The sequence below is a fragment of the Streptomyces sp. NPDC046712 genome, assembly GCF_040645695.1.
Classification (GTDB): Bacteria; Actinomycetota; Actinomycetes; order Streptomycetales; family Streptomycetaceae; genus Streptomyces.
Window position 1 is genome coordinate 350,849 of the sequence record NZ_JBEYYW010000005.1, and the last position, 22,951, is coordinate 373,799.

General features: G+C 70.6%; 19 protein-coding genes and 3 pseudogenes. 12 read left to right on the forward strand and 10 right to left on the reverse strand.

Going from position 1 to position 22,951, the window contains the following annotated elements:
• Positions 1-105 precede the first annotated feature (105 nt).
• Positions 106-3,594, reverse strand: coding sequence for a HEAT repeat domain-containing protein (locus tag ABZ939_RS10070; protein ID WP_361851254.1), 3,489 nt, complete (start codon positions 3,592-3,594; stop codon positions 106-108).
• Positions 3,591-4,019 (reverse strand): hypothetical protein, encoded by a 429-nt coding sequence (locus ABZ939_RS10075; protein ID WP_361851256.1) that lies wholly within the window; start codon positions 4,017-4,019, stop codon positions 3,591-3,593. Before ABZ939_RS10075 ends, ABZ939_RS10070 begins: the two co-directional genes overlap by 4 nt.
• Positions 4,020-4,218: 199 nt before the next feature.
• On the opposite strand from ABZ939_RS10075, the gene ABZ939_RS10080 reads away from it, so the two are divergent.
• From ABZ939_RS10080 to ABZ939_RS10100, 5 genes are read left to right on the forward strand one after another with little or no spacing between them, the layout of a single operon-like run.
• A complete protein-coding gene (locus ABZ939_RS10080) occupies positions 4,219-5,139 on the forward strand; it encodes an LLM class flavin-dependent oxidoreductase (RefSeq protein ID WP_361851257.1) in 921 nt (306 codons plus the stop codon).
• Positions 5,140-5,143: 4 nt separating this feature from the next.
• A complete protein-coding gene (locus ABZ939_RS10085; RefSeq protein WP_361851259.1) occupies positions 5,144-5,761 on the forward strand; it encodes a hypothetical protein in 618 nt (205 codons plus the stop codon).
• Positions 5,748-6,599, forward strand: coding sequence for a hypothetical protein (locus ABZ939_RS10090; RefSeq protein WP_361851261.1), 852 nt, complete (start codon positions 5,748-5,750; stop codon positions 6,597-6,599). Before ABZ939_RS10085 ends, ABZ939_RS10090 begins: the two co-directional genes overlap by 14 nt.
• Positions 6,596-7,474, forward strand: coding sequence for a hypothetical protein (locus tag ABZ939_RS10095; RefSeq protein WP_361851263.1), 879 nt, complete (start codon positions 6,596-6,598; stop codon positions 7,472-7,474). The genes ABZ939_RS10090 and ABZ939_RS10095 overlap by 4 nt, the downstream gene beginning before the upstream one ends.
• On the forward strand, positions 7,471-8,181 hold the full coding sequence (locus ABZ939_RS10100) for a hypothetical protein (RefSeq protein ID WP_361851265.1): 711 nt from the start codon (positions 7,471-7,473) through the stop codon (positions 8,179-8,181). Before ABZ939_RS10095 ends, ABZ939_RS10100 begins: the two co-directional genes overlap by 4 nt.
• A gap of 310 nt (positions 8,182-8,491) precedes the next feature.
• Here the strand turns inward: ABZ939_RS10100 and ABZ939_RS10105 are convergent.
• From ABZ939_RS10105 to ABZ939_RS10115, 3 genes and pseudogenes are all read right to left on the reverse strand, one after another.
• Positions 8,492-9,034, reverse strand: a pseudogene (locus ABZ939_RS10105) (ATP-binding protein); the annotation flags it as partial.
• Between the two features lie 96 nt (positions 9,035-9,130).
• Positions 9,131-9,859 (reverse strand): hypothetical protein, encoded by a 729-nt coding sequence (locus ABZ939_RS10110; protein WP_361851267.1) that lies wholly within the window; start codon positions 9,857-9,859, stop codon positions 9,131-9,133.
• Positions 9,856-10,095, reverse strand: a complete 240-nt coding sequence (locus tag ABZ939_RS10115; RefSeq protein WP_361851269.1) for a hypothetical protein — start codon at positions 10,093-10,095, stop codon at positions 9,856-9,858. The genes ABZ939_RS10110 and ABZ939_RS10115 overlap by 4 nt, the downstream gene beginning before the upstream one ends.
• Positions 10,096-10,196: 101 nt before the next feature.
• Between ABZ939_RS10115 and ABZ939_RS10120 the strand changes: the two are divergent.
• Positions 10,197-10,748, forward strand: a pseudogene (locus ABZ939_RS10120) (enolase C-terminal domain-like protein); the annotation flags it as partial.
• A gap of 869 nt (positions 10,749-11,617) precedes the next feature.
• On the opposite strand, the gene ABZ939_RS10125 reads toward ABZ939_RS10120, so the two are convergent.
• Genes ABZ939_RS10125 through ABZ939_RS10135 form a run of 3 tightly spaced genes read right to left on the reverse strand, consistent with a single transcriptional unit; the run spans position 11,618 to position 13,218 of the window.
• Positions 11,618-12,286: an HAD family hydrolase gene (locus ABZ939_RS10125; protein ID WP_361851271.1), complete on the reverse strand. Its 669-nt coding sequence runs from the start codon at positions 12,284-12,286 to the stop codon at positions 11,618-11,620.
• Positions 12,287-12,307: 21 nt separating this feature from the next.
• On the reverse strand, positions 12,308-12,829 hold the full coding sequence (locus ABZ939_RS10130; protein ID WP_361851273.1) for an ATP-binding protein: 522 nt from the start codon (positions 12,827-12,829) through the stop codon (positions 12,308-12,310).
• A complete protein-coding gene (locus ABZ939_RS10135) occupies positions 12,826-13,218 on the reverse strand; it encodes a hypothetical protein (RefSeq protein WP_361851275.1) in 393 nt (130 codons plus the stop codon). Before ABZ939_RS10135 ends, ABZ939_RS10130 begins: the two co-directional genes overlap by 4 nt.
• Positions 13,219-13,373: 155 nt before the next feature.
• Here ABZ939_RS10135 and ABZ939_RS10140 point away from each other — a divergent pair, with 155 nt between their 5' ends.
• From ABZ939_RS10140 to ABZ939_RS10150, 3 genes are read left to right on the forward strand one after another with little or no spacing between them, the layout of a single operon-like run.
• Entirely contained in the window at positions 13,374-14,486 is a 1,113-nt protein-coding gene (locus ABZ939_RS10140) for a hypothetical protein (RefSeq protein ID WP_361851277.1), read from the forward strand.
• 16 nt (positions 14,487-14,502) lie between these two features.
• On the forward strand, positions 14,503-15,171 hold the full coding sequence (locus ABZ939_RS10145) for a YdcF family protein (RefSeq protein WP_361851279.1): 669 nt from the start codon (positions 14,503-14,505) through the stop codon (positions 15,169-15,171).
• Complete coding sequence (locus tag ABZ939_RS10150) at positions 15,107-15,853, forward strand: WbqC family protein (protein ID WP_361851281.1); 747 nt, start codon at positions 15,107-15,109, stop codon at positions 15,851-15,853. The genes ABZ939_RS10145 and ABZ939_RS10150 overlap by 65 nt, the downstream gene beginning before the upstream one ends.
• A gap of 96 nt (positions 15,854-15,949) precedes the next feature.
• Here ABZ939_RS10150 and ABZ939_RS10155 read toward each other — a convergent pair.
• Positions 15,950-17,155: pseudogene (locus ABZ939_RS10155) on the reverse strand (acyl-CoA dehydrogenase family protein); the annotation flags it as partial.
• A 256-nt stretch (positions 17,156-17,411) separates the two neighbouring features.
• On the opposite strand from ABZ939_RS10155, the gene ABZ939_RS10160 reads away from it, so the two are divergent.
• Complete coding sequence (locus tag ABZ939_RS10160; RefSeq protein WP_361851283.1) at positions 17,412-18,056, forward strand: TetR/AcrR family transcriptional regulator; 645 nt, start codon at positions 17,412-17,414, stop codon at positions 18,054-18,056.
• A gap of 295 nt (positions 18,057-18,351) precedes the next feature.
• Here ABZ939_RS10160 and ABZ939_RS10165 read toward each other — a convergent pair whose 3' ends face one another.
• The gene (locus tag ABZ939_RS10165) at positions 18,352-20,490 is read right to left on the reverse strand and encodes a SpoIIE family protein phosphatase (RefSeq protein ID WP_361851285.1); all 2,139 of its coding nucleotides are present in this window, start codon (positions 20,488-20,490) and stop codon (positions 18,352-18,354) included.
• Between the two features lie 340 nt (positions 20,491-20,830).
• Here ABZ939_RS10165 and ABZ939_RS10170 point away from each other — a divergent pair, with 340 nt between their 5' ends.
• Entirely contained in the window at positions 20,831-21,166 is a 336-nt protein-coding gene (locus tag ABZ939_RS10170; protein WP_361851287.1) for a hypothetical protein, read from the forward strand.
• Between the two features lie 70 nt (positions 21,167-21,236).
• Positions 21,237-22,784, forward strand: coding sequence for a transporter (locus tag ABZ939_RS10175; RefSeq protein WP_361851289.1), 1,548 nt, complete (start codon positions 21,237-21,239; stop codon positions 22,782-22,784).
• Positions 22,785-22,951 lie beyond the last annotated feature (167 nt).

Below are 22,951 nucleotides of genomic sequence, written 5' to 3' on the forward strand. Positions count from 1 at the left end.
ACCGGCATCATGGCTGCCGCCGTCGCCGGACGGTCACCCGTGCCGCGAAGCCGGTGGCCGCATTCCTGCTGGTCCGCGCTGACTTGGAGCCGTGAGCGGGGTTCCTCACAGCGCTGGGGTGCCGTCCTCCGGGAGTGCGGCGAGGGCCTCGGCGGTCGCGAGAGCCCATCGGGCCGTCCTGCGGACCGACTCGTCCTCGTCCTCGGTGGCCCGGTCGCGCAAGAGACCGAGGGTGGCGGGCAGCCTCGGCCATCCGAAGGCGGACACGTGCAGCGCGGCGGTACGGACCTTGCGGCTCGGGTCGGTCAGCGCCACCGTGCGCACCGCCTCGCAGGCGGCCGGTTCCGCCTCCATCAGCCAGGCCGCCCAGTGCATGGCGTTGCCCCGCAGGTCGGGTTCGGGGTCAGCGGTCATCCGGTCGAGCACCAGACTCCGCACCTCCGGACGGTCGGGCCAGCGGCGGGCCAGGAGTTGGAGGGCCAGCCCACGAGGACCGCGGGCCGGGTCGGTGCCGGCCCGTCGCAGCAGCAGCTCCCGGACGTCCTCTCCCTCCGCCCACGCCTCCGCCAGCAGCCACATCGCCTCCTGGCGGGGCCCCGGGTGAGAGTCGGCGCCGGCCCGTCGCAGCAGCAGCTCCCGCACTTCCGCGTGCTCGCCCCAGCGGCGCACTAGTAACGGCAAGGCCAGCCGCCGGACGTCGGGGTGCGGATCGGCCGACGCTCTGCGCAGGACCAGCTCCCGGGCGTCCTCCCGGTCACGCCAGCGCCAGGCCAGGGCCTCCAGAGCCTCGATGCGCGGCGTCGGATCGGGGTCGTCGACGACCCGCCGGAACAGCAGTTCCTCCACGCACTCGTGGTCCTTCCACCTCCAGGCCAGGATCTCCAGCGCCCCGCGTCGGGGTTCGGGATCCGGGTCGGCCAGCGCCTGTCGAAGGGCCAGGTCCCGGACCTCCAGGTCGGTACCCCAGATGAGGGCCATGGCCTCCAGTGCCTCCCGCCGGGGCCCCGGGTCCGGGTCGGCGTCGACCCGGTCGAGGAGCAGCTCCCGGACACCCTCCTCCTCCCGCCGCGCCATTCCCAGGAGTCGCAGCGCGCCCTGACGGGGCCCGGGGTCCGGGTCCGCGACGGCCCGGGCGCTGATCATCCGCCAGGTGTCCGCGTGCTCGGGCCAGTATTGCCGGAGCAGCCCGAGCGCCTCCCGCCGGCACACCGGGTCCTCGTCCGTGACGGCCTGACGGAGAACCAGCTCGCGGGCGTCCTCGGCGTGCCGCCACCGCCCCGCCACGGCCTCCAGGGCGGTTCGGCGAGGGCCCGGTTCCCGGTCGGTCACCGCCCGATCGAAGAGCAGGCCCCGGATGCTCTCATCCTCGCTCCACCAGCGCGCGAGGTTCTCCAGAGCCGCCTGACGGGACGCCCCGTCCGCGGCGTCCACACCGGCCAGCACCAACCGCCACGCCTCGGAGAGGTCCGGCCACCGGTTGATCACCGTGCGCAGCACCTCCCGGCGGGCGGCAGCCGGGGAGTGCTCCGCGAGCAGCAGGAGCATCCCGGGTTCGGTGTGCAGCGCGCAGGCGATCCTCGGCGGCAGGGGGAACGCGGTCCGGAACTGGCCGCGCAGCAGGTACCAGCGCAGCAGCCGGCGGCGTCCGCTCCAGCGGGGGCCGAGCACCGCCAGAGCGGGCAGTACGCCCTCCAGGGTGCGCTGGGCCGTCCGCCCAGGGTTGCGTTCCAGCGCGTCGATCAGGGCGTCGGTGACCGCCCGGCTCTGCGCGGCGAGCGCGCCGACCTTGCGGACCTCCGCCAGCGCCCGTACGGCCAGGGCCAGCATGTCGTGCCGGTTCGTCCGCACGTGCCGGGCGTACAGCTCCAGGAAGGCGTCGATCGCGTGGGCGGCGTCGCGTTCGCCCAGCTGCCCGATCAGCAAGAGCAGGACCTCGTGCCAGGCCGGGTCCTCGGCGCGGCGTACGAAGACCTCCCGGACCAGTTCCTCCTCGTCCCACGCGCGGTCGCGCTGGTAGCGGCGGGCGATGTCGTCCGCCGCCAGGTACTCCAGGAAGGCGCGGTGCACGAAGCCGTACACCTCGTCGCCGAAGCGGCTGAGGATGAAGTTGCGCTCCCGGAACTGGCGGATCATCTCCCGCCCGGCGGTGGCGGCTTCCTGCCGGGACAGGTCGTACCGCTCGGACAGGTAGGCGGCGAACACCGACTCCACCTCCTGGCCGTGGATGTGGTTCCCGGCGATCCCGTACGCCCCCTCCTGCATGCGCCGGGCCAGCAAGCGCAGGAGTTCGCGTCGGTCCTCGTCGTCCAGGTAGCGCAGGGCGCCTGCCTGTGCCGGGGCCGTCAGGTACTTGGCGTCCTGGTCCCAGTGGGCCACCAGGATGTCCACCGCGTGCCGGTAGACGCCCTGCCGGTCACGGGGCAGTTCCTGCCGCCGTCCGATGATCGACAGGATGGTGAGCAGGAGCGGGTTGCCGGCGAGCTCCCGTACGGGCCGCGAGGACGCGACGGTGTCGGTGAGGCGACGGCGCAGCCGTGCGGCCGAGTCGGGGTCGTCCGGGCAGACCACGGCGTACCAGCGCTGCACGAACTCGTCGATCTGGTGCCGGGCGAGGTCCTGGATCATCCAGTGACCGAAACCGGCCTTGCGCAGCACCCCGTGGTGGTAGCCGATCACCCGGGAGGTCACCACCACGCGGGTCCGCGGATACTGCTCGGCGAAGGCGGCGATACGCCGTCCCGTCTCATCCCGCACCTCGGGGTCGAACAGCTCGTCCAGGCCGTCGAAGACGACGAGTGCCCGGCCCGCGTCGAGCAGTACCGTCAGGACCTCGCGCGGTACCGACAGCCCTTCCATGGTGCCCACGTGGTCCAGATAGTCCGTGAAGGACCGGTCGCGCCACCGCGCGTCCGCGTACTTGCGCAGTTCCAGCACGACCGGCACCCGGTCGGCGAGGCCGGCCAGCGGCGGGGGCGGGGAACCGGAGGTGAGGGCCAGCGCCAGGTAGTGGGCGAGGGTCGACTTGCCCGCTCCGGGATCGCCCAGCAGCACCACGCGCCCCTGCTGGGGGTCGGCCAGTACCTCCAGGGCCTCCACCGGCGGCCGGCCCCGGTAGGCCCGGCGCACCTGTTCCAGCCACTCCTGGTCGAGCCCTGGAGGCAGCTCCTCCCGGCGCAACGCCCCGCCGTCGTCCGCGAGCCGCTCGCGCAGCTCCCGGGGCAGCTCCACGGGGGGCGGGTCCGCGCGGAGCTGGGGCGGCACGAACACCTCGCGGAGCTCCACGGCCGGGTGCTCCCACTCCTGCCGGGGGATCAGCACCTCCAGGTCCAGCCTTCCGTACGCCGACCGGACGCGGGCCGCGTACCGCTCCAGCTCCCGGGCGATCCGCTCTTCGTCGGGAGGCGGGTCGGGCGCGGGGCCCACGTGGATGTTGTTGACGATGGCGCCCGCGGCCATCGCGTTGCCCATGGCGTTCCCGCCGACGCCGATCGCGTTCGGGCCGTCGGCCAGCACGTGCAGGGCTGTCCCGTGGGGGCCGGAAGGCTGCCGGTCGGCGCGGGCGCGTCGCCACAGTCGCCACCGCGAGGGGATCACCGGCCGTTGACCTCGCTGCCCTCGCCCAGGGCGCTGCCGGTGACATCGCCGCCTGCCGCGAACGCCCCGTCGCCCTCGGCCGACACCGGGCCGGCCGCGGCGGTACCGCCGTCCCGCGCCGGAGGGGTGGACCTTCCGTAGACCTTGCTGTTTCTGCCCGGGGCGCTGCCGGTGACGTCGCCGCCGACGGCCACCGCGCCCCGGCCGCGGGACCGTACGCCCGCCGCGTCGCCCGAGGGCCGCAGCGCCACGACCGACCACGCCAGACCCACGAGCCCGGCCACCGCCCCGGCCACGCTCGCCACCCGATCCCCGGTGTCGAGGTCGACCAGCACCGCCACCAGCACCAGCGCCACCGCGCACGCGGCGCAGAGCAGTGCCGCCATCCGCACCAGGACCCGGGACGCACCCGACGACTCCACCATGTTCGGCCCCCTCGCCGCCTCCTGCCCGTACCGGAAAGCATCCCCGTGGCCCGCGCGGATTGTCGAGGGGACCGGCGGAACTACGGTCGGCGGGCAGCGCGATTCCGTTCAATGGGCGTACCGTCGACGCATTGTGACGGTCCCTCACCCGGTGTACTTTCGGTGCAGCTGCGGAGGACACGAGCCGTCCGGGGGAGCGATGAAGATCGGCCTTGTTCTGCCTCTCGCCGAATACCCGACGGGGCAGCCTTCGTACGCGGAGATCAGATCGCTCGCCGTTCAGGCGGAGGACGCGGGCTTCGACTCGGTGTGGGTCTTCGACCACCTGCTGTTCCGGGGGCCGGACGGGACGAGCGAGGGCATCTGGGAGTCCTGGACCGTCCTGGCGGCCCTGGCCGAGGCCACCGAGCGGGTCGAGCTCGGCTCGTTCGTGATGTGCACGGCGTTCCGCAACCCCGCCGTACTCGCCAAGATGGCCGTGACCCTCGACGAGGTCAGCCGGGGCCGGCTCATCCTCGGCCTGGGCACCGGCTGGCACCAGCCCGAGTTCGAGGCCTTCGGCGTCCCCTTCGAGAACCGCGTGGACCGGTTCGAGGAGGCGCTGCAGATCATCGTCGGGCTGCTGCGGACCGGTCGTGTCGACTTCACCGGCCGCCACCACTGGTCACGCGCCGGCGAGCTCCGTCCCCGCGGGCCCCGGCCCGGCGGCCCACCCGTCCTGGTCGGCGCGAACCGGCCGCGGACGATGGGGCTGGCGGCGCGGTACGCGGACCTGTGGAACTCCTGCTGGTTCGGCTCTCCCTCCGGCGCCGTGGAGGTCCTCGCCAGGGTGCGGGAGAGCTGCCTGAGCGAAGGGCGCCATCCCGCGACGCTGGGCATCACGCTCGGCGTCAACGTCAGCGTCGAGGGGGAGGACGGTCGTGGCGGGGAAGCGCCTTCGGGCGTCGACGTCCTGACCGGATCGCCGGGAGTGGTGGCCCGGGGGTTGCGCCGGTACGAGGCGCTCGGTGTCTCCCACCTCGTCCTCAACCTCAATCCGCATCACAGGGAAGCCCAGGCCCGCCTCGGAGCAGCCCTGCGGCTGTACCGAGCCGAGCCTGGCCGAGCACGGAAAAGGTGAACCAATGACGTGGACCGTCGACGAATCACGGGTGCGGCCCTTCCTGTCGGCTGCCGAACGGCGCGATGTCACGGGGATGTTGAGAGGAGCACCGCAGCGGGGCCGCACCTTCTCCGAGACGGAGGAGGTGGACGCGGGTCCCGTTCCCGCAGTGCCAGAGGCGCGCAAGAGGTGGAAGGACAGCAAGGACTTCAAGGACATCAAGGACGGGAAGGACGGCAAGGACGGCAAGGAGTCCAAGGACGTCAAGGACGGCAAGGAGACCAAGGAATCCAAGGACGTCAAAGACTACAAAGACAACAAGGACGGCAAGGATTCGAAGGACACCAAGGACTACAAGGATTCGAAGGACAGCAAGGACACCAAAGACGGCAAGGACGGGAAGGACGGCAAGGACTTCAAGGACGGCTTCGACGGGGCCATGACCCTGCCCGGCCCCGGCGCCTTCGTGAACCCGGCAGCCGAGTCCGCCGCCGGGGCCGGCTCCGGCCCCGCGGACGCCGGCATGGGGCAGGCGGCTCCGGCCCTGGCGGGACGGCTCACGGAGGAGCAGGAGATCGCGGCGGAGCTGCGGGACTCCCGGATCAACCGACTGCTGAGGAGGCGCGGTGTCGTCATCTGAGGTTCCCCACACCGGCTTCTCCGGGCTGGTCATCGTCGCCGACCCCGAGGACCTGGTGGCGGTCGAGGTGCGGGACTTCGTACTGGAGAGCGGGCACGAGGCCGCCGTCCTCGACGTGTTCGACGCCGCGCAGATGTTCACCGTCACCGTCGACGACGACACAGCCGTCGTCGAGCCGGCCCTGCCGATGATCCTCCGACTGCCCGCCCCGCCCCTGCTCAGGACCAGCTTCGACGCCGAGTTCCAGCTCAACGAGTGTCTGGCGCACCTGTGGGCCGTCGCCGCCCTCACCCCGGCGCCCGTGATCAACCGTCCCGTGCCGGGGGCCCTGGGCAGCAGCGTCTCCGCCTCCGCGGCTCTCACCGAACTGCGGGCCGGACTGCCCGTCGGCTCGGTGGAGGTGTTCTCCTCCCGACCGCCGGAGCCCGACGGGCCGACGGCAGCGGACGGGGAGCACGGGGGCTACGGCGAGGGCACCCAGTGGTGGGTGCAGGACCTGGGCTCGTGGACGACACGGCCCTGGCCCGAGCAGTCGGCGGCCTCCGGCCCCTACCGTGCGCGGTGGTCGGACCCTGACCCCCTGTTCGAGAACGTGGTGGTCCTCGGGGACCACGCCTGGCCGTGCAGCGCCGTCGAACTCGACGGGTTGCGCCTGGAGGAACGCAGCACCGAGATCGTCGCCCGACTCGGACTCGAACTCGCCTCCGTGGTCTGGCGAATATCCCCGGACCTTGCCCGCGCGAAGCCGGTCCTGGTCGAGCCGTTCCCCGACGTGGAGCAGCTGCGCATGGTCTGGCTAGGTCTCGGCCCCCGACTCCTAAAGGTGCTCTTCCCATGATCTACACCGTCGGACTCGCCTCCGAGAGCACCATCGCGCACTTCACCGACGCCGCCGAGGCACGCGGAGTCCACGTCGAGACCGTCGACCTGAGCGAAGTCGTACGACAGGACGACTGGCACCTCGCCATCGGCGTCGCCCGTCCGGCGCGGCTCGGCAAGCACACCCTCGACCCCGAGGGCTCGTACTACTGCCGGATCAACGACCTGTCGTCCCTCGCGGAGGACCGGGAGCAGGCGCTGCGCTGGCGCTGGCTCACCACCGCCCTCACGGCCTGGCTGGACCAGATCCCCGGCCTAGTCGTCAACCGCCCCTCCATCCGCTCCGACAACGGCTCCAAGCCGCTGCACGAACGATCCCTGGCCAAGGCCGGGTTCAGGGTTCCGCCCGGCATCACCGGCTCCTCGCCGGATCGGCTTCGGGCCTTCGCCGAGGCCGGGCCGACCATCGTCAAGGCGGTGTCCGGCGTACGGGCCGACAGCCGGCTCCTGCGGCCCGGCGAGCTGGCCGGCTTCGACCCCTGGCAGGGGCCGATCCACCTCCAGCGCTACGTACCGGGCCGGGACGTGCGCGCCCATGTCGTCGGCGACCGCGTGCACGCCGAGGAGATCGCCTCCGGCGCGGTGGACTACCGGACCGACCCTGACGCGGTGTTCACGCCGTACGAACTGCCCGGACCGCTCGCCGAGCAGGTCGTCCGCCATACCGCGGACCTGGGCATGACCCTCGCGGGCTGGGACTTCAAGGTCGCCGAGGACGGCACCCACTGGTGCCTGGAGGTCAACCCGATGCCGGCGTACGACTGGTACGACCGGCGGCTGGGCGGTGACATCACCGCATCGCTCCTCGCACTGCTCCAGGGGAGGCACCCGTGATCGACAGGCTGACCGTACTCACCGAAGCCGACAGCGACGCGCTCCGCGAGACCGTGCACGGCCTGCGCGAGCACTGGATCCCGCGCGGCCCCAAACCCGCCTCCTTCTTCACCCTGGGCACGCCCAGCTACCTCGACCTCGCCGAGGACCCGGAGACCGGCGAGTACCAGAAGCGGGCGGACATCTCCAGGCCGCTCCTGTGGGAGTCCTTCGGCGAGCTGTACGAGCGGCTCGCGGACCTCCTCGGAGGACATCTCGGCGCCCCCGTCCACTATCCCCAACACCTCGCCATGCCTGGATTCCACGTGTGGCTGTCCGCCGCCGTGTTCACCAGGCCCAAGGCACCCGTCCACTTCGACATGCAGTACCGGGCCTTCAGCTGGCCCCCCGGGACGGACCTCACCCGGCTGCTGTCCTTCACCCTGCCCATCCGGCTGCCCGCGGCCGGCGGAGGCCTGAACATCTGGGACGCGGACTACGAGGACTTCCGTCAGGCCGCGGCGAAGGGCTGGATCGATAGCGCCGCCGACCTCAAGCGCTTCCACACCAAGCAGTACGTCCCCTACACCCCCGGCCAGATGGTGATCCACTCCGGCCACACCCTCCACCAGGTCGCCCCCAGCAGCCGCGTGGAACCCGACGACGAACGGCTCACCCTCCAGGGCCACGGAGTCTGGTGCGCCGGACGCTGGCTCCTGTACTGGTGACCGGCGGCCCGGCGGCCCGGCGGCCCGGCGGCCCGGCGGCCCGGCGCGCCCAGGACGCCGGGCCACCGAGGGCCTCGGCCGCGAACGGCGCCGCGCCTCCCGCCGCGAGTTCGCGCCCATGACCGGCGACGGGGCCCCGGCGCAGGAGTCCCGGCTCGTCGCCGAGAAGAACGGCCGCGCCGCCTCCCGTCAGGCCCGCCATCGATGCCGAGGTCCTCCTGTGTCAACGGCCATGTAGTTCTCCCCACTGACGGCCAGTGGAAGTTCCCCGGTGGCGGCCAGATGTCTCCCCGCCCTGGTGTGGTGTGGGTTAGCTGAAGGGCTTGACTCCCTTGCCGGTGGTGGCCTCGGTGAACCTGAATGAGTCACCCTGAGTGACGGTGACGTGGGCATGGTGGAGGAGCCGGTCGACGGTCGCGGTGGCCAGGGTCTTGGGCATGATCTCGTCGAATCCGGATGGGTGGAGGTTGCTGGAGACCGCGATGGAACGTCGTTCGTAGGCGGCGTCGACCAGGCGGTAGAAGCCTTCGGCGGCGTCCTCGGAGACGGGTAGCAGGCCGATGTCGTCGACGATGATCAGGTCGGATCGGACGATCTTCGCGAGGGCCCGGGCGATGGAGTCGTCCGCGCGGTGGCGGCGGACCAGGGCTCCGAGGTCTTCGATGGTGAACCAGGCGACGGCCAGGCCGGCCTCGACCGCGGTCTGTCCGAGGGCCTCGGTGAAGTGCGATTTTCCTGTGCCCGAGGGTCCGCAGATGCAGAAGTTCTCGCGGCGTCCGATCCACTCGAGGCTCTTGAGCGCGTCCTGGGTGGGCCTGGGTACGGAGGACTTGTTCTCGTGCCAGTCGCCGAAGTCTTTGACGGCTTCCAGCAGCTTGTTGTAGAGGCTCCGGCCGCCGCTGCCCTTGCGGGCCATGCGCGAGGTATATCTCAAGCTCATGCAGCAGGGCTACAGCAGCCGAGAGGCCAGCCGGATCGTCGGGATCAACCCGCGGACAGTCACCGGGCGCTGTGGGAGACGGGGAAGCCCTACTGCGTTCGCCTCCTGCCGAACTGCGCCGTCACCCGCCCGCCCGGCTCCGATGGTGAGCCGGCCTCCTGCTTCGGGTACGAGGGTCACGGCGGTGATCTCGTGTGGATCGGGTGGCGTCAGCGGGTCGAGCGGAGCATCATCACCAGCGGCGGGGAGTTCGGCGAGGGCTGGGCGCTGCCGATCGTCTTGTAGCCCCAACCCTCGTATACCCCCCTGCACCTTCCCGTCCCCGGCGGTCGGGTTCACCATGAGCGCTACGACCGGCTCCGTCCGCCTGGCGAGCAGTCTGTCGTGGATGCGTCGTGCCAGGCCGGTCCCTCGGTGGGGCACGGTCACGCCGATCTCCTTGAGGGCCCGGCAGGGCTCGGTGGTGTGCTTCGGGTCGACGCCTTCTGCCCGGGTCCACCACCGGTCGCCGGCCTCGACGGTGTTGCCGTACGCGTACCCGACCGGATTCCCCTCGTTGTCGAAGGCGATTATTACCACGAACCCCGGCTCCCGTCCGTGCCGCTCCAAGCGGTCGGCGAAGGTGGGCACCGCGTAGTTCGGCAGGTGCAGCAGCGGTTCGCGGACCTTCTCGTACGCCGCGATCAGCGGCGTGGCGGCCTGCTCCAGGTCGTTGTACCGGCGTAGTCGGATCGTCATGCGGGTGTCCTCCGGGTGTCGCGGACGTACTGGGTCCAAGTGGGTGCGGGTGCGGTGTTCGGTGCGATGGCGTCCAGGCGGGTACCGAAGGTGCGCAGCATCCCGACGACGCGGGGATGCAGTGCGGCTTGGTCGGCGGGGACCGACATGGCGGTGGCCACGGCCGGTTCGACGTCGCCCTGTTCGAGCTGGGCCCGTGCGACGCGGGCGGTGGCGATGGCCTTGGAGCGGTGCATGTGGGGGCGCAGACCGGCGAGGCAGCGGTGGCCGTAGAACTCGGCGCGGGCGAAGTCGCCGAGGGAGAGGTACGCGGACAGGGCGAGGCTGTCGAGTTCCGCAGCCCCTCGCCAACGACGACATGGTCCAGCACGCCCAGCTCGCGAGGCTGTTGCGCACCCCGATCTGCCTGGACGAGTCCATCGAGTCCGCCGCCGACGCCGCTGCTGCCATCTCCCTCGGCGCCTGCTCGATCATCAACATCAAGCCGGCCCGCGTCGGCGGCTACCTCGAAGCCCGCCGCATCCACGACCTCGCCCGCGCCCAGGTAGCGCCGTTGGGCCTCGCGGTCGAGACCGACGAGCGTGTCGAAGCGGGGCTGGCCCAGCACGTGGACCTCGGCGTCCGGGTGTCGTACCCACGCCTCGGCGAGAGCGGCGTCACGCTTACCCATGACGACGATGTCCCGGCTGTGCAGCGCCGGCCATGCCACCGACTCCGCGGTCCAGGCACCGTGCTGCATATGGACCGTGTTCACGCCACGGCGGTCGGCCAGGTGAACGGCGAGCGCGCCAATGGGGCTGGTGTCGTTGCTGACGAGCAGCGTGTGCGGACGAGACGCCGCCAGCACACCGTTCAGCCAGGTCTCCAGACGGATCACGGAACGCCATGACGGCTGGGTACATCCCCCGCTCGTCTCCAGCAGGACGGCCAGGAGCCGGACCAGACGCGCGAGCCGGACGATGTGCTTCCCCACCTGGACGACGTGCTCGTCGTCCCGCACCTGCAGGCGCTCCACGGCTCCCGACAGGCCGAAGAGGCCAGGGGGAGGCGTAACCAGCCTGATGCCCTCGTCGGCTGGGGTGTCGCAGCGCTCTGCCGGATCCGTGGCGAGATCGATGAGGAGACTCGACCGTCCACCACGTGCCAGGTCTTCGAGCACCGGAAGCAGAGTGGCGGCATGGCGGGACGACCACGAGAGCGCGACGACGTCGGTGCACGGAAGCCCCGACGGCGGAGGGCTCGGCACCGTGCTGTCGACGCGCACCGACTCCAGGTTCCGCAGCTGCGCCGTACGGAACGGGTTGTACAAGGCGGCTGCCCCGAGGAGATACGCGATGCCGGACCACGTGACGGTGTAGGTGCGGTACTCCCGGGAGCTGCTGTTCCGCAGCCCGACGAGCCCCTCGTGCGGAGCGAGCTGCAGCGGGCCGGGCGCCTTCGTGAACGGTTCCCAGGAACTGAGCGCCATCAGCTTGCGTACGACGTGAGCCAACAGGCGGCGGACCGGCACGTGCTGGACGTACAGCCAGTCGGCCCTGGAAGGCGTCGTCGCGAGCGTGCCGCCGTACACCTGGAGAGCGTTCATGACGTGTTCGACGAGCACTCCAAGCTCCTGAGGGTCCAGCGGGAGGGCCTCCAGCTCTCTTGTGGCGATGCAGTCGGACGTCAGGGTCGCCAGCGTGCTTTCGCCGACCAGCGCCCAATGGGGCGGCCCGGCCAGGTCGGTTCGGGCCAGGCCGAGGGGGCTGCGGTGGGAGGTCACAGGAGGCTCCCTTCGATGAAGGGGCCCGGTGCGAGGAGCCGCAGCAGGTCCTTCGGAGAGTCGGCGACCACAGCGGAGGGGACGGTCGGGCGGCCGTATCCCCACCCCGCGTGGATGTAGGGGACTCCGGCACGGCCGGCCGCCTCCTCGTCGACCGGCATGTCACCCACGTATACGGCCTCGGCGGGGTCGACGCCCAAGTCGATCAACGCGAGGAGCACCGGGTCCGGCGCGGGCTTGCCGCGACCACCACCGTTCGGCGTGCGCACCGTGGAGAACGGGCATCCGAGGCCGGTCAAGAGGGGGGCCGCCCGGTCGAGGGGCTTGGACGTGACGATGCCGAGGCGCCAGCCGGCGGCGGCGAAGCCGTGGAGGACTTCCGTGATTCCGTCGAACTCGCGAGCGAGGTGGGACGCGGTGATCGATGCATCGTCGTACGTACGGCGGAGCGGCTCGGGCTCGCTGAATCCGAGGCGCTCCATGATGTCGGCGAACGGTCGGCCGAGGTGGCGCTCGTACTCCTCGAACGGCACGTCGAGACCGTGCTCTTGCAGGACCTGCTGCCATGCGCGCTCCATGACCGGGCGGGTGTCGAGGAGTACGCCGTCCAGGTCGAGGAGCAGCACCTTCAGGGGCGAGAGCGAGAGTCTGGGCAGAGTGGGCATGGGCTTCTCCAGTGGAGTGGATCAGGGGGCGTCGGAGCTCTCGGGACGCCTCACGAAGGCGACCACCCGCTTGCCGCTGCTGTTCTGCTTGGGGCAGGCGGTCCAGGCGTCAGCCAGGGCGGATACGAGGAGCAGGCCACGTCCGCCGGTCGAGTAGGGGGAGGGGATCCGCGGGACAGGGGGCTCCGGGGAGTTGTCCTCCACTTCGATCCCCACGACGCCGGCCTGGAGGGCGAGGGTCAGCGTGATCTCGTCCCGGTGCTGGTCGTGCTCGGTCTGTCCCACGCCGTTGAGCCGCACCGCAGGTTGACCGTGGCGCTCGGCGTTCGTCGCGAGTTCGCTGACGATGAGCACGACGTGGTCCAGGAGGTCTTCCACGCCCCACGCGGTCAGGGCTTCGCGGGTGAACGAGCGTGCCGTGCGTGGAGCCTTGTCGTCGGCGGTGAGCGTCAGGCTCTTCTGGTGCTGCGGGGCGTCGAGGACGCTGGCCAGACCGTCGATGCGGCGGCTGTCCAGCAGGAGCAGTTCCCGGTTGAGGCTCATGAGGTGGTGCTCCCCGTGGCCGGCGTCGAGGCGGAATCGCGGGTCCGGGCCGGCCGGACCCCTCGTACGAGCAGAATCTCCGCGCCGGCCGCGTTGAGCCGCTGTCGGCGTTCAGCCGCTATGGCCTTGGGGCCCAAGTGGGACCAGGTGGGGAAGACGACGCCGTACGGGCGAGTGGCCTGGACGGCGTCGAGCATGCCGACGAACGCGCAGGATGTCGCCGTGCGCCGCTCCATGTACATGCCGCCCAAGGTCAGTTCGTGGCGGCGGCAGTAGTCGGTGACGGCCTCGGCGAGAGCCTGCTGCCGGCTCTCGGACACCCCGACGAGCCGCAGGAATCCGAACACGAGCGGGCCCACGACGTTCCGCTGTTCCGTAAGGGGCTCCATGGTCGTGACCACCCATCGGATCGGGGGAAGGGGGACACTCCGAGCCTGGTCGCCGCCCCGCGATCCGGGAATCCACGTCTGTCCCACTTCTGTCCCACAACCGCTCCCCGGCGCGGAGCCTGCATGCTTCGATGGGCATCGGAAGGGAGTGGCACGTGGCGACCGTTCACGAATGGACCGGCCTGGAGGCGCTTGCCCTGCGCAAGGCACTCCGGCTGAGCGTGCGCCGCTACTCCGAGCACCTCGGCATCGCGGTCAACACCATCAGCAACTGGGAGAAGTACCGGGACAAGCGGCGGCCCAACACCGAGAGCCAGGCCATCCTCGACACCGCGCTGGCCCGGGCCGATGCCGCGACCCACGTGCGTTTCGAGACGGAGCTCGCCAAGCTCACCGCAGGAGAGGGGACGGGACCGGCCGGCGGTACGTCGCGCGTCACCATCCCCCGGCCCCGGGCCTGGGAGTACGAGTCCTGGACGGACGACCTCGAACGCGCGGTCGTCGCACTGTCCCATCAGAATTTCGCCTTCGCGGACGACCTGCTTCGGCGGTGGTCGTCCACCTACCGGCCCTCGGACTTGGACGAACGCGGCACGTACCTCCTCGCCCGCTCCATCGCCCTGCAGGGTGATCTCAAGCGCGACCAGGGGGCGGTCGTCGGCCCACTCTCCGCCCAGCGGAGCTACACCCAGGCCCGCTCGCTCTACACCGAGTTGGCCATCCCGCGTCGCGTGGCGCAGCTCGACCTCTCCCTGGCGGTCGTCACCGAGATGTCCGGTGCCCTGGAGACTGCGGCTCGACAGTACGAGGACCTCGCGATCGACGAGCGGTTATCCCCACGAGACCGCGCCCGTGCGCGCCTGTGGGTCGGCACCGCCCTCAGCAAGGACGGCAACAACGACTACGCGGTCCGGGTGATGGAGGGAGCCATCCGCGAGTTCGAGGGCCTGGCCGAGCAGGACGACTGGTCCGTCGCACAGCAGAAGCTCGCCCTCGCCCACCGTGGGTCCGGCAACCTCGACGCGGCCCTTCGCCTCATCGACGTGGCCCGCAGCACAGGCATCACCGATGCGCCGATGCAGCGGGTACGACTGGACACCGCGTACGGGCACATCCTCCTGTCCGACCGCGCGACCCTGGATGATGGGTTACGCGTCCTCGATGACGCTGCCAAGCGGGCGGCTCAGTACGGCCTGACCCACCAACTCCGCAGCATCACGGACATCCGGAGGACGGCCGATGGGCCAGCCAGCCCTTCACCACGTTGACCAGGGAGACGAGCGAGTGACCGACAACCAGCCGGCCATCAACGACGAGCAGATCCGCAACGCCAAGCTGGTCTGGGACCACCACCAAATGGGTCACGAGCTGCGTCCCGTCGACGTTGCGATCGGTCTCGGAAGCCACGACCTCGGCGTCGCGGCCTTCTCCGCCGAGCTGTACCGGACCGGGCTGTTCCCCACCCTGGTGTTCACCGGCGGCAACAGCCCCACCACGGCGAAGGTCTTTCCCCGTGGCGAGGCGGTCCATTTCCGCGAGTACGCCCTGACGCTCGGCGTGCCGGACAGCGCGATCCTGGTCGAGCCGAACGCCGGCAACACGGGTCAGAACGTGGAATTGTCCCGAGAGCTTCTCGCCTCCGCCGGCATCACCCCGAAGTCGGTGCTCCTCGTCTCCAAGCCCTACATGGAGCGCCGCTCCTTCGCCACTGCCCGCAAGCTGTGGCCCGAGGTCGAAGTGCTGTGCGCCTCCGAACCGATGGAGTTCGACGACTACCTGAAGAGCATCGGCGACGAGAAGCTCGTCATCGACATGCTCGTCGGTGACCTCCAGCGCATCATCGAGTATCCGAAGCAGGGCTTCGCGATCGAGCAGGACGTCCCGGAGAATGTGCGTGCCGCGTACGAAGAGCTCATCCGCGCCGGCTTCACCAGCAGGCTCATCGGCAGGTGAAGCCGCCTCGGGGGGATTGGTGGCGATCCACCAGCCCAACCTCTTCCCCCGGCTGAGCACCCTCGCGAAGATCTTCGCGGCGGACTGCTGGATCGTCCTCGACGACGTCCAGTTCGCCCGCCGCGACTTCCAGCACCGCGCCCGGCTCGGCAGCATGTCCAACCCGGCCCGGCATCAGTGGCTCTCAATGCGTCGAACTCGGGGTCAGTTCGAGCCGCGCTCTACGGGCACTGAATGGGGACCAGAACTGGGGACCAGTGCAGGCTGCACGCACTTCCGTGAGTCCGCCATTCACACCGGCGAGTCGATCGGCGGCAACGTCGGTGGTGGCGCTGCGAGGGCTCTCTGGCGGAAGAGGGTTGGGAGCGCCTCGCTGAAGGCGCGTGCGTCTTGGGGACCAGTTGGGGACCACACAGTGTCCGCGACCTTGAACGGCGCAGGCGTGGATGCACGCTCTGCGCCCGTATTAAGTCTGCTATATCCGGAAAATACCCCCGACCCGCACATCTGGGGGTCAAGGGGTCGCAGGTTCAAATCCTGTCGTCCCGACTTTTCGAAGTCGCAGTTCAAGGGGCCGTTTCAGAGGAATCTGAAACGGCCCCTTGATCGTTTTTGGGGACCGGTCGCGGTCAAGGCGACCTGGTCCCCGACACCTGGTTCGGCGAGCGCTGCGCCAGGGTGACGTGGCCCGCGTTCGTCACGGGTGTTTCCTGGCCGCGGTGCTGAGGTGCTGCGATGTGTCGATTCCCGCCGCTCGACCGTCGCCCGCGGCGGCCCTTCGGCTGAGTTCGGCGCGGGCGAGGGCGTTCTTGTGCACCTCGTCGGGACCGTCCGCGAAGCGCAGGGAGCGGATGCCGGCGTAGGCGCGGGCGAGCGGGAAGTCGGGGGAGAGGCCGGCCGCGCCGTGGGTCTGGATCGCCTTGTCGAGGATCCACTGGACGGTCCGGGGGGTAGCGATCTTGATGGCCTGGATCTCGGTGTGGGCGCCCCTGTTGCCGACGGTGTCCAGCAGCCAGGCGGTCTTGAGCACCAGGAGGCGCAGTTGCTCGATCCGCACCCGGGACTCCGCGATCCAGTCGCGGATCACGCCCTGGCGGGCGAGCGGCTTGCCGAAGGCCACGCGTTCCTCGGCGCGGGCGCACATCAGCTCGATGGCCCGCTCGGCGACGCCGATGAAGCGCATGCAGTGATGGATCCGTCCCGGGGTCAGTCGGGCCTGGGCGATCGCGAATCCGTCGCCTTCCTGCCCGATGAGGTTCGCGGTCGGCACGCGTACGTCGTGGAACACAATCTCCGCATGGCCGCCGTGGTCGTGGCCGTCGTAGCCGAAGACTTCCATGGCGCGCCTGATCTCAAGGCCGGGCGTGTCCCGGGGTACGAGGACCATCGACTGCCGTCGGTGCCCGTCGGCCTCGGGGTCGGTCCTGCCCATCACGATGAACACCCGGGCGTTGGGGTTCATCGCTCCGGTGATCCACCACTTGCGGCCGTTGATCACGTAGTCCTCGCCGTCACGCACGATCGACGTGGCGATGTTCGTGGCGTCGGAGGAGGCGACGTCGGGTTCCGTCATGGCGAACGCGGAACGGATCTCGCCGGCGAGGAGCGGCTCCAGCCACTCCTTGCGCTGTGCCTCGGTGCCGAACATCGAGAGCACTTCCATGTTGCCGGTGTCCGGAGCCGCGCAGTTGAGGACGGCGGGCGCCAGTTCCGGCGAGCGGCCGGTGATCTCGGCGAGAGGTGCGTATTGCAGGTGGGTCAGGCCGCCCCCTTCGTCACCGGGGAGGAAGAGATTCCAGAGGCCACGGCGGCGGGCCTCGGCTCGGAGGTCGCCGAGGACCGGGACCGAGTCCCAGGCCCAGCGGTCGTCGAGAGCCCCGAGCTGCTGCTGGAACACCGGCTCCGCCGCGTGGACGTGACTCCACATCAGGTCGAGCAGATTGTCGCGGAGCAGTTCGGTGCGCGGGTCGAAGGCGAAGTGCATGATCAGCGTTCCTTGAGTGGGACGAGTCCGGCGTCGAGCGCGACCTCGGGGCCTGCCGGCCATGGAGCGACATCGGTGCCCGGTCGGTGATCGGGTCGCCCACCGTGGCCATCTCCCCGGCGATGACGGCGCGGCGCCGATCGTCACGCGGCAAGCATAATCGATCCCGATTCGAATTCGACTCTAAGGGTCGTGCAGGACCTGTCAACCGTGGTTCGCGTGAAAATCGGGAGCGTCACTGATACGATCTCGAATCGTGTTCGAGAAGAAACCGACGACCCCGCCACCGACTCGCCCGACCGTGGTACAGCGCCGCGGGAAGGAGCGCAGGCGCGCCATCCTCGACGCCGCCGCGGCGCTGCTCGGCGAGCAGGGCTACGAGGCCGCCACGCTCAAGGCCGTCGGTGAACGTGCGGGCATCCCGACCGCCTCCATGTACCACTACTTCCCCGACCGGCATCAGGTCGACGCCGAACTCCTGAAGCAGCACATGAGCGAGCTCGACACGCTGATCGGCGCCGCCCTGGACAACCCGAGGGCGCAGACGCTGCCCGAGGCCGTCGACGTCATGATCGACCTCCACCTCGACTACTTCCGTCGGCACCCGAGCTGCACGGAACTGTGGTTCGCGGGACGCCATGAGACGCTCGACGAACTGGTGCGGGCCTTCGACGAGGCGCAGGCGGAGCGGCTCTGGCGCCACCTTGTCGAGCGGGGCTTCGTCCCCGCCGACACGCCCGTGCTGCCTCTGCTGCTCGCCTTCGAGGTGGGCAGTCGGCTCTTCGACGTCGCGTTCCGGCGCTCTCCCGCGGGTGACGACGCCACGATCGCCGAAGCTCGCCGCCTCGTCACCGCCTACCTCGCGACGTACGCCTCCGAAGAGCCGGGGCGGCGCGGCTGACGCCTACGGTGTGCCCGCCGTGGCGCCCCGTCGGAGAGGACCAGGGCATCGCCGCTCCCGGACCTCCCGAGTACGCGGTCGCGGCGATGCCCCGGTCAGGGCCGAGTCGGGAACGTCCCTGATGCACCGACTCGACGATCTTGTAGCGCGGTGTGCCCACGCGCTCCAGGGCGGTGTGGAGGGCCTCCGGCTCGGCGCAGGCCAAGGAGTAAGAGGCGACCTCGAATCGAGTTCGAGTTTAACTCGTAGAGAAGTGCCGTCAAGCTCTTGGGCGCCCCGCTGACGGCAGGCGCCGCTACCCGAGGGCCTGCTCCGCCCAGATGACCTTGCCCTCGCGGCTGTGTCGCGTGCCCCAGCGCTCGGCGAGCTGGGCGACCAGCAGGAGGCCGCGTCCGCCCTCGTCGAAGGTCCGGGCGCGGCGCAGGTGAGGGGCAGTGCTGTTGGTGTCGAAGACTTCGCAGGTCAAGGTGGATTCGAAGATGAGACGCAGGTGGACGGGGGGCTTGCCGTAGCGGATCGCGTTCGTCACGAGTTCGCTGACCATTAGCTCCGTGGCGAAGGAGAGCTCGTCCAGTCCCCAGGCGGTCAGTGTCTCGGTCGTGAAGCGGCGGGCGCCGGAGACGGCCGCAGGGTCGGAGGGGAGGTGCAGCGTGGCGACGTGGCTGGGGTCGAGTGCCCGGGTGCGCGCGACCAGGAGCGCCACGTCGTCGGCGCGGCGCCCCGGGAGCAAAGTGGTCAGCAGCCGGTCGCAGACCTCGTCCGGTGACATCGCGGACCGTGACGCCTGTGTGAGGGTGTCGCTCAGCAGCGTCAGCGAGGCGCCCACATCACGCGCACGGCCCTGGATGAGGCCGTCGGTGTGGAGGGCGAGCAGACTGCCCTCCGGCAGTTCCCACTGGGCCGTCTCGAACGGAAGTCCGCCCAGCCCCAGCGGCGGACCGATCGGCAGGTCCGGGAAGTCGACCGTCCTGGAACCGGCCGAGGGAGTCGCCACGGTCGGTGGTACGTGCCCGGCGCTGGCGAGGGAGCACAGGCGGGTGGCGGGGTCGTAGATCGCGTACAGGCAGGTGGCGCTGATCTCGGCGTCCTCGCGGGCCTCCTCCTTCTGGAGTCGGATGACCACGTCGTCGAGATGGGTGAGCAGTTCGTCGGGCATCAGGTCGATGTCGGCGAAGGCGCGCACGGCGGTCCGCAGGCGGCCCATGGTGGCGGCGGCGTGCAGGCCGCGGCCGACGACATCGCCCACGACGAGGGCGACCCGGGCGCCGGACAGCGGGATCACGTCGTACCAGTCACCGCCCACGCCTGCCCGGGACCCGCTGGGCAGGTAGCGGGAGGCCGTCTCGACCGCGGACTGTTCCACCGGCCCCTGCGGTAGCAGGCTGCGCTGGAGGGTGAGTGCGGTGGTGTGTTCATGGGTGTACCGGCGGGCGTTGTCGATGTACATCGCCGCCCGGGCCGCGATCTCCTGTGCCAGTAGAAGATCGTCGTCGTCGAACGGCGCGGCGGTGCGATCGCGGGCGAACTGGGCCAGGCCCAGGGTGGCACCTCGCGCGTGCAGGGGCAGTAGCAGGACCGAGTGGATGCCGAAGTCGGGCGGGCCGGGCAGCGCCGACGGAGCGGGGGCGTCCGGTGCCGTGATCCGGAGCAGCATGGGCCGCCCCGTGGCCAGCGCCTCCGCCGACGCCGACTCCGCCGGGTAGATGTGCGATCGGCCCGTGCCGACCGGGGAGTCCGGAGAGTCGTCCAGGGCGGAACGCTGGGCGATGCGTCGCAGCAGCGGTGCGTCCGTCGGCGGCTGTGGCTCCCCGTCGTGGAGGAGGGACTCGAGGAGGTCGACGGTGACGAGGTCGGCGAAGTGGTCCACGCCTACCTCCGCCAGCTCCCGGGCGGTACGGGCGGTGTCGAGCGTGGTCCCGATCCGCCTGCTCGCCTCGTTGGTCAGGAAGAGCCTGCGCTGCATCCGCCGTCCGCGTACCTCCTGGTAGGCGGTGACCACCTGCTCCGAACTGTGGTCGACGTACTCGAATGCCGTCGCGACCAGCCGGAGGATCGCGGCCTTGGTCAGCTGCTGGTCGTCGGTGAGCCGGCTGGCTTCCTCCTGCAACAGCTCGAGCAGGGCGACGTGCCCGAGGCGGTAGGCGCGGAGCAGCTTGCTGATCGGTACGCCGCCCTCGGCGAATCGGCGAGCGAGTTCCAGGGCGGCAGGTGGTATCTCGGCCTGCGTCATATCGCGGTTGTGCTCCAGGGCGTCCACGAAGGCCGTGACGTGGTCGGCCGTCTCGCTCAGCGCGGCCCGGGCGAGGTCCTCGTGCTCCCACAGTTCCGGAAGCTCGCCGCGCATGCGCTGCATGAGGATGCCGGCCCACTGATTCGAGCGCGGCCTCACTTCACGCGCCAGGCGGCCGAGAAACGCGGAGACGTCCTTCTCCATGAGTGCAACGTATCCAAGGGCCCGGTCGCCCGCCTGTCCTGAAGGCGGTGGCAGAGCGGGTGGCGAGGCCGACCCCTCCGCCGGCCGCGGCTTCAGCGGACAACTGGGGCGCTCGCGCCCCTCGATGGGCCTTGACAGTTCCTCACCGGGCAGCCCTAAACTCAAATCCGATTCGAGATCGAATCTCGCTCTCGGTACGCCACGCCGACGGCGACACCAAGGTCGCCGCCCCCACCGGTGGATGGCCCGGCGCAGGGCGATACGCCGACGTCCGCCGGAGCCCCGCGTCCCGAACCGGTCGCCGTCACCTCACCCATCACCCCAACTACCCGGAGGCTCCGTGCGCTTCCCTCCCGTCCCGACTCCTGCCGCCCGACCGCCCGAGCCCCGACGCGGTGACGGCCCGGACGGCGCCTACCGGCACGTCGGGCGAACGTTCCTGGGCGTCAACGCGGTGCCCCTCGGCATCGGCGTCGCGTTGTCCTGCTCCACCGCGCTCACCGGACTCCACGTGTACGGACGCCTCACGCTCGGCGTCGTATGGTGCCTCCTGCAACTCGGCGTCTTCCTCGGCAGTGCGTGGTGGTACGAGAACCGGTCCACGCGTCCGTGCGATCCCGGTGAGCGGTCACCGGCTTCCCAACCGCCCTCCGCCGTACGAGAGTCGGGATGGTGAGCCGGTGACGACTCCGCTCCTCCTGAGCTCGGGCGTACTCGATCCGGTCGGCTCAGCCGCCCGAGCTCCCGTGATAAGTGCCTTTCTGATCTTCATCGGTCTGTGCCTGCTGTGGGTCTTCACCCTCGCGAGCCAGGACGAACGTCCGGAAACGCTCTACACCGCCGACCGTTCCCTCTCGCCGGCCTTCAACGGCTTCGCCCTGGCGGGCGAGTACATCACCGTCATCACCCTCTTCGCGGCGACGGGGGCCATCGCCCTCTTCGGCTACGACGGGCTCGCCTCCGCCGTCGACAGTGTCATCGCACTCGGCGTCCTGCTGCTGCTCGCCCGGAAGATCCGCGACAGCGGTCACTACACGCTCGGCGGCCTCTTCTCCCTGCGGGCGTCAGGCCAGGGGCCGCGCACGGCGGCGGCTGTGGTGACGCTCGTCATCACGATCCCGCTGCTCATGGTCCAGCTGCGGGCGGCCGGCATCAGCGCGGCGCTCCTGATCGGCATGTCGAGCGACACGGCCCAGGTGGCCTGCACGGTCCTGATGGGGGGCCTCGTGGCCTGTTTCGCCGCGGTGGCCGACCTGAGGGGCACCGGCTTCGTCCAGGTCGTCAAGGTGCCCTTCACGCTCGTGACGCTCGCGGTGGTCACTCTGCTCGCCATGCACGAGTTCTCCTGGAGCCCCGCCGGCCTGCTCACGGCCGCGGTGGAGCAGAGCGCGGCTCCGGACGGATACCTGAGCCGGGGGCTGTGGGCACACACGGTGGGCCTCGGTCCGCTGAACACGATCAGCGACCACATCATCGTGGTCCTGGGCATGGCGATGATGCCGCACCTGATCCTCCGTGTCGCCGCGTCACGGAGCGGGCGGGCGGCCCGACGGGCCACGAGCATCGCCGTGGGGCTGACGGGCGCCCTCTACCTCCTTCTGATCACGACCGGATTCGCGGCGGCGGCCGTCGTCGGCGGCGAGAGGATCGGTACGGTCGACGCGAACGGTCAGGCGGCCCCGATCCTCCTTGCCTCTGGTGTTCTCGACCACGGATCGACGGCACGCGTGGTCCTCATCACCGTCGTGGCGTGCGTGGCGTTCCTCGCCGTGCTGACGGCTGTGACGAGCGTGAGCTTCGCCGCCGCGGTCTCACTCACGCACGACGTCCTCAGCCGGACGAAGCGCCCCCTCACCGCCACGGGCGAGGTGTGGGCCGTTCGCGTCGGCGCCGTCGTCCTGTGTGTCGGAGGGGTGTCGCTGTCCGCCTCCGTCCACCGCTATCCCGTCGAGTTCCTGGTCACGTTCTCGCTGGGCGTCGCGGCGACGTGCGTCTTCCCCGCGCTGATCTACTCCTTCTTCTGGCCGGGGTTCAACCGCCGAGGACTGGTGTGGTCCGTGTACGGGGGACTGGCGCTCTGCACCGTCCTCACCTTCTTCTCCCCGACCGTCTCCGGGACCGAGTACGCGCTCTGGCCGGACATGGCCTTCGACTGGTACCCGTTCCACACCCCGGGCCTGATCTCCGTCCCGGCCGCCTTCCTGCTCGGGTGGCTCGGCAGCAGGAGGCCCGCGGAAGCGCCGCGCCCTGCTCGACAGGCCATGGACGTCGGGGGGAGGGGCACGGCGTCGTAGTGCGCGGTGGCCGGGGCGGGCACGGACGTGCCTGCCCCGGCCACGATCCGGCTGCGTGTGGCGCCAAGGACGCCGTAGGCCGACGGCGGCCACGGCGAGGGCGGCGTTGGAGACCCAGGCCGTGATCCAGTACGACCAGGCGGCGAGGAAGCCGGCGAAGTCGCCGA